Genomic DNA, 12,259 nt, shown 5'->3' on the forward strand with positions numbered 1-12,259 from the left:
ACATTTTTTATTACACTTTAAACTTGCCAATCATCTCTTGCAATTCTTCTGCCATTTGCGATAAATGAACTGCTGCTCCATTGATTTCATCTACTGAAGCTAATTGTTCTTCAGAAGAGCCAGCAATATTTTGAACACTTGCTGCATTTTCTTCAATCGTAGCTGCAATTTCATTAATAGATGCACTTACTTGTTTTGCATCTACCGTCATTTGTTTCGCTACTTCTACCATACTATCAATTTGCACAACTGTATCATTTGTAGATTTCAATATTTCAGCAAAGCTTTGCTTCGTTTCATTTGCAACTACAAGACCTGATTGCACTTCTGTCCCGACTTGGTTCATAGAGCTTACCGTTTCTCTTATATCAAATTGAATCTCTTTCACTAGTTTTCCAATTTCCGTAGAAGATTGTCCTGATTGTTCAGCTAATTTTCGCACTTCATCCGCTACGATTGCAAATCCTCTTCCTTGCTCCCCAGCTCTTGCAGCCTCAATTGCAGCATTTAATGCTAATAAATTTGTCTGCTCTGCAATATGTTGAATCACTTCCAGGATTGCTCCGATTTGTTTCGACTTATCATCTAACAAAGCAATGACTTTATCTGAATTTGAAACTGACTCATGAATTAATTGCATTTGATTCACAGTTTCTTCAACTAACTTCCCACCATCTTCAGCTTTTTTCTTCGTATACATAGAAGCTGTTGATACTAATGAAGAACTATCAGCAACACGCTGAACTCCTTCTGTAACTTCTTCTAATAATGTCGCTCCTTCTTCAACTTCTCTCGTTTGTATTTCAGCCCCACTCGACACTTGCTCTATAGCTTGTGTAATTTGTTCTGTCGCTTCACTTGTCTGCTTCATGCTAGCTGTTAATTCTTCTGAAGATGCTGCTACATGACTTGCTGAAATATTTATATTGGAAATGACATTATGTAATGATGATGCCATCTCATTAAAACTTTCTCCTAACTGCCCGATTTCATCTTTAGAATGGACTGTAATAGATTCTGTTAAATCACCTTCACTAATTTTCCTAGATGATATAACAAGTTGTTTTAACGGTTTAATAATAGAAGCAATTATGAAGTAAATTAAAACTCCACCAATCATTAATGAAATCCCAATAACAGTTATCGTTTTATAGAAAATAGGTTCAGCCGCTTGAATAATTTCTTTTGAAGGCATTATTCCCGCTATTTTCCATCCAGTTTTCTTATTCGTTTTAAAAGTAATGTTACGATCTTCACCATCTAATGAATAATGAAAATCACCAGCTTCCTGTTTATAAAATTCCTTATTAAGTTTCTCTTCTAACTTCTCACCCGGCTTTAGCGTCGGGTGTGCGACTACATTTTTATCTTGATCAAATATCGCTACATATCCTTCCTTACCGATATTAACCATCTTGGAAGTAGTTACAATATTATTGATAATTAAGTCAATCCCAAGAACGCCACTTTTATCCTCATTTTGTTTTGCCAATGTGATAACCGTATTCCCTGTCGTTTTTGACTTATATGGAGCAGTTACAATCACTTCTCCGCTTTTTTTCACTGCCTCTTTATACCAATCTCTTTCTGTAGGATTATATCCTTCCGGCATTTGAATTGCCGGTGATTGAATAAATTGTCCATTGCTAGACCCAGTATAGATGGCTTCCATTTCTGGATGTAACTTATTGTATTCTTCTAGTTTATTTTGGATATTTTGTATTTGATCCGCTTGGTAACTTGATTGTGTAAATAATTTCGTAAAATAAGTTGCATCTACTTTTTTACTATCCAATTCCTTATTAATTACATTATCCAAAATTTTTATATTATCTTTCGCCGAGTTTACAATCGTTTCATTAAAATTTGTTTTCGCCTGCTGATAAGACGTCCAACCAATTACAATACTTGGAAGAATTAAAATGATAATAAACGACACAAGTAACTTTGTTTTTAAACTACTACTCCTTAATTTCCTTTGAAACATATTCCTACCCCTCCATACCGTTTTACATGCAATAAATTACAGTTAATCTATTTATAAAAATTATAAGATGTAAATAGATTGACGAGACTCTCTATTTCTCTTTACCCATATTTCTAAATTTAAAGGATTATTGCATACATAATTCATTCTATAAAAATTAAATAATTAAAACAATGTATAAAAATGTATATTATTCGAAATATTATAATTCACAGAAGAACCTCTAGCACATGCTAGAGGCCCTGCCTACCTTATTATTCTTTATCTTTTTCTACTTCTTTTTTCTTATCTTCTACTACAGATACGACAGGTTTATCATTCGATAACTGCTGTACTGCACCTTTACCTGCAAACCCTTCTAATAACTCTTTTAAATCAATACCAGAGGAGGCTTTTAATGTCTCCTGCATTGTTGCCATTAAATCAGTCGCATACCCTGCTACTTTTCCAGCACCGCTATTCTTACCACCGCCGCCTGTATCAACAACTGTAATTTTATCAATATTGCTAAGTGGACTTGCAATTTCTTTCGCGTAACTTGGAAGCATTTTAAGAACCATATCCATAATTGCCGCTTGACCATATAATTCAAACGCCTCTGCAATTTTTTGTTTCGCTTCTGCTTCTGCTAAACCTTTTAACCTAATAACATCTGCTTCCGCTGTACCTTGCGCTTTTTGTACTTCCGCTTTCGCTTGACCTTGCGCTTTTTCAATTTCTGCTTTTGCTAAACCTTCTACACGTACTTCTTCTGCACGTGCTCTTGCTTCAGCTTCAATCTTATATTGATCCGCATCTGCCTTTTTAATTTGTTTTACTTTTTCAGCTTCAGCTGATTGCTCAACAGCATAGCGATCTGCATCTGCTTTTTTCTTTACTTCTGCGTCATACTGCTTTTCACGACGCGCAATCTCTTTTTCTTCTAACTCAATTTGCTTTTCACGCTCAATGATTTTAACGCGCATTTGCTCTTCTGTAACACCTTGTTGCGCTTTCGCTTGTTGTAATTCGTAAGAAAGATCCGCATCGGCGCGAGCTTGTTCTTGCTCTCTCTTATAAGATTGTACTTTTAATTCTTTATGTTTTTCAGCTTCAGCGATTTGTGCATCACGCTGGTACTCTGCTTCTTTCGCTTCTTTCTCTGCACGAGCTTTTTCAATACGTGCTTCTTTTTCACGCTCTGCATTCGCAACTGTTGCATCACGTTTAACCATTGCAATTTGCGGCTGACCAAGCGCATCTAAGTATCCGTTTTTATCCATTATTTCTTTAATTGTAAAGGAAACGATGCGAAGTCCCATCTTCTTTAAATCTGTAGAAGCTACTTCATGTACCTTTTGAGCAAATTGCTCTCTATTACTATACGCATCTTCTACTGTCATAGAAGATAAAATAGCACGTAGATGCCCTTCTAAAACTTCTTTTGCTTCTATTTTTAACTCTTCTGTTTCTTTTCCTAAATATTGTTCAGCTGCTGTAGAAACTTCTTCAATTGTTGATCCCACTTTAATAATAGAAACACCGTTTACTGTAATCGGTACACCCTGTTTCGTATACGTATCACGTGTACCAACTTCTAATTTGTAGTTTAATAGGCTTAAAGGCTCTGCTCTTTGCATAATTGGAACTACGAATGTACCGCCCCCGCGGATAATCTTAATCTTCTTTCCATCATCAGTGGTAACGACATTCTTTCCACCGCCAAGCCAGTTCCCTGTTACAATTAACGCTTCATCTGGACCAACTGTACGATACTTCGTAATGAATACTAAAATGAGTAGAAGTAAAATTGCGAGTAAAACTCCACCGATAATTAATGGAATCGTCATGTAAATTCCCCCTTATAATTTTGGTTTCTTTAAAGAATAAGCGATGTTTTGTACAAGCAAAACACCATCTTGAACTCCCTCAATAATGACCTCGGTTCCTTGTGAAATATCTTTTTTTCCAATTGTTTTCGCTGGTATTGCATTACTTCCAAATTGGGATGAGATTAATACTTCACCAAATCCTTCTGTAGGAATTGTCGTAATGACTTCCCCCTTGCAACCAATGAATTCATCCATACGTTGCACAGTATTTTGTTCCGCTTCTGCAATTGGTTTTAAAATTAGTATTTTCATTATGAAAACACCGATAAAAGATATAGCAAATGAGGCCCCGAAAATAACGAGACTATTATAAGAATATAAATATTCTCCTATATAACTAAGTCCACATAACATGGCGAAAAAACTAAGTAGCAAAGTTACAACGGATACAGATCCGCCTCCAAAACTAAATATTGATTCAAAAATATCTCCAAAAAAGATATAAATAACAGTAAGTATAGTTGCAATTATAAATCCATATAAATAAATTGTTTCAAGTGGATAACCAAACAAGACCATTTCTTATCCCCCTTTCTTAAACAATCCTCTTTTTATTTGTATGAATCACCTCTTTCAAAGATTATTGTTCTTAATTTTCAGTTATTTACCTTTTAAAGAAAAACCTGTAAGACAGGCCCCTAAAAAAGAACAGGAGAAACCTATTGTGACAGGCTCCTCCTAGTAAATAACCGATATATTGTATATCTATATAATATACTATTTTCCACAAAAAGTAAAGTTAAACATACATTGGAAAAGCACTTATTTTACTGATAATACGTACGCTCCATCACCATTATCATATTTATATACATACAAGTAATACTTACCTGGTTTTGCATTAAATTTTGCTTCTATACGATTTCCATTAGCTTGACCGTAAGCTGCGTAATTTTGCATATCTGATTCATGGTGAAGCACCCACGTCATCCCAATTCCATGCTCATTTAAAACAGAAATGTCGATATCTTTCGCTGATGCCATATTAAATGTATATACATCGGTGTGATCCCCGCCGATAAGGCTACCTTTTATAGTAGTGTTTAGCCCGATACCATTTGCTTCTTCTGGACGATTATTTGGTTCTGATTCTGTTAAACTTCCCTCTTTAATTGTAACAGTTGTTTCACTTCTACTCTCTTTTCCTTTATCATCTTTTACTCTTAATGCTACTTTATAAGTTCCTTCTTTTTCATATGCATGTACTGGATTAACTTCTGTACTTGTTCCTCCGTCTCCAAACTCCCATGAATAAGAAACGATTTTTCCATCTTCGTCGTTTGATCCATCACTTTTGAATTGAATTCCTTCTTTTACAAGCCCATTATAAGGACCATTTATATGAACTGTCGGAGCTTTATTTTCTCCGTCATCTTTTGCGATACCATGGAAGACTACATCATATTCAAATTGATTGGAACTATTCACACGGTAATTGACGAAATATGCTGTAACCGTTTTGTAGCCGCTCCATTCTTTTTGCGCCAATTGTTCTAAAGCCTCATTTACTCTTTTACCCATTGCGTTCCAGTCTTCTGATTCACCTTTTGTTACACTACCTGTAAACGTGCCTTCTAATGTAAATGTATTAAAGAATTGAGACTCATGTTTTGTCATTTTTGCATCTTTCATAGACAACGTCTCACTAATTTCTTTCTTCACTTCTGTTAACGGTTTTGGTGCATGTTCAGCTAAATAATCATCTGCCACTTCCGGTACATTATACTTATCTTGATTATCAATTAGCTGCTGCATATACTCTTGATACTCTTTATTTAGCTTAGAATCTTTACTTAGATTTTCACGATATACATCATAATTTTTCACGTCATTCGCACGAATTAAATCTTGAATTTTATCAAATGTTTCAAACTGATGCGTATATAAGTAAGACTGCAATGCGAACGAGTAGTTATAGAAATCCCAAGAACCATATTTAGCAAATAGTGTACGCTCTGCTGTATAACGGCTTGCAGGATCAGATGATAATCCGCTAATGATGCTCTTTCTCGGTACTACATTATTTGTGCGAGTAGATCCTGCGAAAAATTCTGCATTCCCTTCTTGGAACCAAGTTAATCTTTCATTTTGATACATATCTCCTCTTCCAAATAAACCGGGAACTTCATATCTCCCTTGAAGATAATGCGTGAACTCATGACGGAATAACTCTTCTAAACTATAAATACTTTGCTCTGGCGTACGCTCATATGTAAAGAATGTACCTGTCTCTTCAATGTAAATTCCACCGTTGTTTGTTTCATATCCATACAATTGTCTATTTAACTGATATTCATCTGGAGTATTATAGATTACTATCGTTAATACGTCGTCTGCATTACCTTGTTCTAAAGCTTTGTCATTTCCGATTACGCGGTGATATTGCGCTTTTACTTCCTTCGCAGCCCAATATAATCTCTTAATTTTTTCTTCTGACACTTTATCCCCAGTTTTAAATACAATAGATCCATCGTCGAATGTATACGTTTTTGGTAAGTATTGCTCTTTTCCTTCTTTACGTATCTTCTCTAAATCTACCGTATTCCCGCTATAATCTTTCCCATTATAGTTTGTTGTAATTTGTTCTACTGCAACAAAATACGGCTCACTTAAACGCGGGTACATATGCATTGCCTGTGTAACAACCTCTAATCCTTTATTTGGATTGCTATGAAACTTCCCTAAACGGCTAGCAAAATAAATTCCATTATTAACGAGCCATTTATTTTCTGGTGTTACTTCATTTAGAAGAGCAATACGATTTATTTCATTAATAAACCCATCTACTTTTCCATACCACATCGTTTCATTCGCTTCTTTACGAGCCTCATTTAAGTAAGACTGTATATCATAATCAATGCCTTGCATCATATCGTACACAGCTTGTCCTTTCATACGATCGTCTACATATGCATTAAAATTATCATTATATTGTTTTAAAATATTCGATGCGTATTGCACCGTTTCAACATCACTTGATGCATTACTAATTAATTTACCGTATGCAGATACTACTGTATCTTGTTCATTTGTTCCAAGCTTAAAGTTTGGATTTTTTGCGATTGCTTTTAAAGCAGGTAAACATTTGTCCTGGAAGCTTCTTTCATTTAAAGCGCTTAATTCATTATTATAAAACGCAAGATAAAAAGCTGAACGTAACACTTCAGTAAAAGTTTGAATTCCTTTTGAATCATCTTTCGTAAATGTACTACCTCTATGAGCTAATTCGTCTATAATTACTTGCATTTTTCCGTTATCTTTATAAAAGGCTTTTGCATCTTCATTAAACTGGAATAAGTCTGTAATTTGGTGCCACTTAATACTGCCTAACGTTTCAACTAATTCTTGATCATTCATTTTGTTTAAATCAGCCATCGAATAGCTTTCTTTAACTTGCTTTACTTCTGAACTCTTCATAATAGATGCTGGTCGCTGTGAAAAGTCCCCTACTTTTAAACGTTCTTGAAAAGATAATGTTTCATCAACCTTAGAATTGTGTCCAATCTCATCTACCGGTTTTTCAATTCCAACTGGTTTCGAATGCAATACATTATATGGCACTTTTTCTTCCGCTGACACATGAGTTTGAATTGCGCCTAACGATAGAGCCATTGTGCTAATACTAAGCATGACTTTATTGATCTTTGATTTCTTGTTCATATCATTTCCCCCTATGTAAATATTCCATTCACGAATTTAACATATTATCCAGATGAAATAATATAAAATGCAATATTTCATATTATTTCTTCATACATTTTGAACATATAGTGAACGAAAAGGACTTACAATTTTTGCTACAGTCTCTCCATTATTTAAGCGATCGAAACATCCTCGTATCAATATCCTTCCCCTATTCAAAAAGACCTTATCATAAGCATATTTCAACATGAAATTTCTATGATAAGGTCTTCTCAAAAATTTATATATCATTTGTAATAATAAGATAAAGCGTTATTTATTTCTTAAATAATCTCTTTCTAAATACAAACATACTTAATGCTGAAAGAACAAGTGCTAATCCAGAAAGTAAACTCGATGTGTTAGCTTGACCACCAGTTGCTGCTAAAGACTTCTTATTTTCCTCTTGCTTATTAGCATGTTGTTTATTTGAATCTTTTTCTTTCGTATTCTCTTGTCCTACCACTTGCATTGGCCCAACTTGATTATCCCCTTTTGGCTCTTGATCCAATTCAGTTGTTGATTCTTTTACCTCTTCTTTTGTACCTTCAACTTCTTTTGCTGGTTCTTTCACTTCTTCTTTTGTTTCTTCAACTTCTTTTACCGGCTCTTTCACTTCTTCTTTTGTACCTTCAACTTCTTTTGCTGGTTCTTTCACTTCTTCTTTTGTTTCTTCAACTTCTTTTACCGGCTCTTTTACTGCTTCTTTTGTTTCTTCTTCAACTTCTTTTGTTGGTTCTTTCACTGCTTCTTTTGTTTCTTCTTCAACTTCTTTTGTTGGTTCCTTCACTGCTTCTTTTTCAACTATATTCTGGATTACTGTTCCGTTAAAACTTATACTAGCTTCATCCGAATCTAAATCAAATTTATACACCTTTTCACCTGGAGTACTCCATTTCATTACTCCGTTATTAAACGTTCCACCCTCACTTGTTAGTTTAATATTCTCAATAGTTTCTCCTTCTAAGTCATATACGGGAACCTGAATTTCTTCATTTACTTTTGCTTCATTTAAAATGATTTTTTGTCTTCCGACATCAATTGAAAACCATTGACCTAATTGTATTAACGGCCTTACATCACGAATCTCATTTCCAGCTAATTTTAAACTGAGTAGGTCTAACATTGAACCAAGAACTGATACATCTTTAATATGATTATCCGCAAGGTTTAACCACTGTAAATTTTCCAGTGAAGATAACGGCGTTATATCTTCAATTTTATTATGAGATACATTCACCTCTTTCAATTGTTTCAAGTTTGAGATGAACTCAATATTTTTCAACCCTACTCCTTCTAAAGTGAGATTTTCTAAGTTCGTCATGTATTCTAAGCCAGTTAGATCTTTTATCTCTTTTCCTTTTTCTTTAAGTACCTCTAATGTTTTAATCTGTAATAAATCGTCTTTTGTTATAGGGGCATTTAGATTCTCTCTACCAAAATTCTTTTTATTAATATGTTGTTGTAAAGTTTTATCGAGAATTACATTTTCCTTTTTTTCATTATCCTCTTTTATTGTTTCCTTTATTTCATCTAACCTTTCAACAACATTTTGAATTACTGTTCCATTAAACTTAATACGATTCTCTTCTGGCTTTATATCCAACATAAATTCGTATATTTTTTCACCTGAAGTACTCCATTTAACGGAACTGTTATTAACTACTCCATCTTCACTATTCAATTGAATAGTATCAAGTGGCTCCCCTTGTAAATTATAGATAGGTATTTTAACTTCCTTATCTTTTTCTACATCATCTAAAAATATTTTTTGTCTTTGAATATCGATATACATTCTTTTTCCTAATTCTTGAACAGGTCTAACATCACGAATTTCATTCGAACCCAGCTTTAAATCATATAAATCTGTTAATTGACTAAGTGGCGTTATATCTGAAATATAGTTTTCCTCTAAATTAAGTGATTGTACAGTAGATAGTCTTAATAAAGGTTCGATGTTTTTTAATTCATTTTTAGAAAGGTCTAACTCCACTAACTTTTTCATTGAGGTAATATGCTCGATATTAGTAAGTCCATTGTTACTTAAAGATAAATTCCTCACATTTTTCAATTGCTCAATCCCAGCAAGATTAGCATTACTAATTTGATTATTTGCTACAGTCAAAGTCCTTAAAGATGTTACTGTAAATAATGGTTTAATATCTTTTATATAATTGCTGTTTAAATCTAACATATTAATCTTCTTCATTTGACTCAATGGGCTTAAATCTGAAATTTTATTGTTTCTCAAACTTAAAATCTCAACATGCTCTAACTCAGCCAAAGGTCCAACATCTTCGAGCTCACCATAAGTTATACTTAATGATTTTAATTGTCTCAATTTCGAGATAAACTGTATATTTTCTATCTTAACTTCTTCCAACGTTAAGTTTTCTAAGTTCGTCATATATTCTAGACCGCTTACGTCTTTTATTCCTTTACTTTTTGCCTCAACGACTATTAAAGATTTAACTTTTAATAAATCTTCCTTAGTTATTGGCGTATTTAGATTCTCTCTATTCAAGTTATATTTATTAATATGCATTTGCAATTGCTTATCTACTATTACATTTGCACTTTCATCTTGTTGATCCACTTTATCCTCTTTATTTTCCTTTTGTTCTTCTGGAACATTGTTTTCTAAATTCAATGCATTTACTTCAAACTGCACTTGATACTTATTGTCATACGCCATTGTCGGAATGAAAATATGCATTTGCATATTATACCTTTTTCCTAATTCTCCAACTTCAAATTGAATAACTTTCGTCCCATTTTTCTTTTTATCCTCTGATATAACTTTTACATCATGGAACACACCAGGAGTATGAATATCCTCTGTTTTCAAGTATTGGAAGAAATCACTATCACTTAACGTTGCCGTTACAATTTTCTTTCCATTCTCAATTGTTAACTTAGGATCCTTTATATAAACAGCTGCCATAGATTCCTCATTCGTTTTATCTTTATAAGCTTTAATAACAGCATCATATGTACCATCTTCTAAAGCATGTCCAGTTTTGTTCGCCTCAATTGCTACCGCTGCTAAAGCAGGTGTTGAATACACAGCAAACGGTAGCGATAAAGCTGCCGCCACTAACATTGCATTTATATGTTTTCTTTTATTTTTTTTCAACTTTACATCTCCTCCGAAATATATAAATCAAAATGTAATCATTCTCGAATAAATGATAATGATTTTCATTATCATTGTCAACTGAAAAAATAAAAAGTTTACAAAAAAATAAACCCCTTCAAAAGGGGTTATGCCATTTTCTCTCCTGATTCTTCTTTAAAAAAGCTCTTCATCGCATGAAATACATCTGCTTTTTGTTTTAAAATATAGTATCGGAAGTTTTCATCTTTAATATTTTTATAGGCTGACATAAGTGTACTATGGCGGTTGTACTGATTCACTTCCCCATATCCAAACATATTACACTTCTTCATCAACTCTTCCACAAGCTTTACGCATCTAGCATTATCCGAAGTTAAATTATCACCATCTGAAAAATGGAATGGATAAATATTATAGCGATCTGGTGAATATTTATTATCGATTAACTCAAGTGCTTTTTTGTATACGGAAGAACAGATCGTTCCGCCACTTTCTCCTTTTGAGAAAAATTCTTCTTCTGTAACTACTTTTGCCTCCGTATGATGAGCAATAAACTCAATGTCTACGGTTTCATACTTTGTACGTAAAAATCTTGTCATCCAGAAAAAGAAGCTACGTGCCATATACTTCTCCCATATCCCCATCGATCCACTCGTATCCATCATCGCTAATACAACAGCTTTTGAATCTGGCTTTAACACTTCATTCCAAGTACGGAACTTTAAATCCTCTTGGTGAATTGGATGGAAAGATGCTTTACCACGCATTGCATTTCGTTTATATGCAGATATCATCGTTCGTTTCTTATCAATATTTCCCCATAATCCTGTTTTTCTAATATCATTAAATTCAATGTGTTCAATCCGGTTTTCATCCAGTTCTTTTCTCTTTAAATTAGGCAACTCTAACTCTTTGAAAAACGCTTGCTCCAATTCTAAAATTGAGACTTCTGCTTCATAATAATCTTCTCCAGCTGCATCTCCTGCCCCTTGCCCTTTCCCTGGTCCTTTCTGCTTTTGACCACCTGATCCATCTCTCGCAACGACATCGCCAACTTTGCTGTCACCGTTCCCTTGCCCAACATGTTTATTTTTATCATAATTGTATCTAATCTTATATTCATCTAAAGAACGAATCGGTATTTTCACAACATCCCTACCATTAGACATAACAATATTTTCTTCTGTTACAAGATCTGGTAAATTATTTTTAATTGCCTCTTGTACTTTTTCTTGATGGCGTTGTTGGTCGTCATATCCTTTGCGATGGAGGGACCAGTTTTCCTGTGAAATTGTATAGTTTGGTTGATTTTCTTCGCCCATGCCTTTCCCTCCTTACTGTATTTGTTTTCTCTTATGAACAGCAATTTATAATTTTGTTTTCTAGTGTGCGTAACTAGAATATTTGAAAAATAACTGTTCATCGAAAATCATCCCATAAACATATATAGCGTTTTTCATACAATACTCCGAGCATCTTAAACAAAATTTTGCCACTCACATAATAAAAAGAAACATTCAGCCGTTGATAAGAAAGAAACACAATGCATTGTTGCACACATTTTCGTTTTGCAACATATTGTATTGTGTTGGCTTTTTTGTA

General features: G+C 33.8%; 6 protein-coding genes and 1 pseudogene. All 7 read right to left on the reverse strand.

The annotated features are described in order from the left end of the window. Nucleotides 1-10: 10 nt before the first annotated feature. The 7 genes and pseudogenes from QCI75_RS30595 to yhbH all read right to left on the reverse strand — a co-directional run bounded on the left by QCI75_RS30595 (nucleotide 11) and on the right by yhbH (nucleotide 11,979). Complete coding sequence (locus QCI75_RS30595; RefSeq protein WP_425290569.1) at nucleotides 11-958, reverse strand: methyl-accepting chemotaxis protein; 948 nt, start codon at nucleotides 956-958, stop codon at nucleotides 11-13. Further along, nucleotides 953-1,987 (reverse strand): annotated as a pseudogene (locus tag QCI75_RS30600) (HAMP domain-containing protein); the annotation flags it as partial. The gene QCI75_RS30595 and the pseudogene QCI75_RS30600, both read right to left, overlap by 6 nt. Nucleotides 1,988-2,241: 254 nt before the next feature. Further along, the gene (locus QCI75_RS23995; RefSeq protein WP_144505906.1) at nucleotides 2,242-3,816 is read right to left on the reverse strand and encodes a flotillin lipid rafts scaffold protein FloT; all 1,575 of its coding nucleotides are present in this window, start codon (nucleotides 3,814-3,816) and stop codon (nucleotides 2,242-2,244) included. A gap of 12 nt (nucleotides 3,817-3,828) precedes the next feature. Further along, nucleotides 3,829-4,377 carry an NfeD family protein gene (locus QCI75_RS24000; protein ID WP_144505907.1) on the reverse strand — a complete coding sequence of 183 codons (549 nt, stop codon included), beginning with the start codon at nucleotides 4,375-4,377 and terminating at the stop codon, nucleotides 3,829-3,831. A 243-nt stretch (nucleotides 4,378-4,620) separates the two neighbouring features. Continuing rightward, the gene (gene colA, locus QCI75_RS24005) at nucleotides 4,621-7,518 is read right to left on the reverse strand and encodes a collagenase ColA (RefSeq protein ID WP_353761313.1); all 2,898 of its coding nucleotides are present in this window, start codon (nucleotides 7,516-7,518) and stop codon (nucleotides 4,621-4,623) included. 298 nt (nucleotides 7,519-7,816) lie between these two features. Continuing rightward, on the reverse strand, nucleotides 7,817-10,675 hold the full coding sequence (locus tag QCI75_RS24010; protein WP_353761314.1) for a leucine-rich repeat domain-containing protein: 2,859 nt from the start codon (nucleotides 10,673-10,675) through the stop codon (nucleotides 7,817-7,819). Between the two features lie 128 nt (nucleotides 10,676-10,803). Further along, nucleotides 10,804-11,979, reverse strand: coding sequence for a sporulation protein YhbH (gene yhbH, locus QCI75_RS24015; RefSeq protein WP_002113900.1), 1,176 nt, complete (start codon nucleotides 11,977-11,979; stop codon nucleotides 10,804-10,806). Nucleotides 11,980-12,259: the final 280 nt, after the last annotated feature.

The organism is Bacillus cereus group sp. RP43 (genome assembly GCF_040459645.1).
In the GTDB taxonomy this organism is placed as follows: Bacteria; Bacillota; Bacilli; order Bacillales; family Bacillaceae_G; genus Bacillus_A; species Bacillus_A mycoides_C.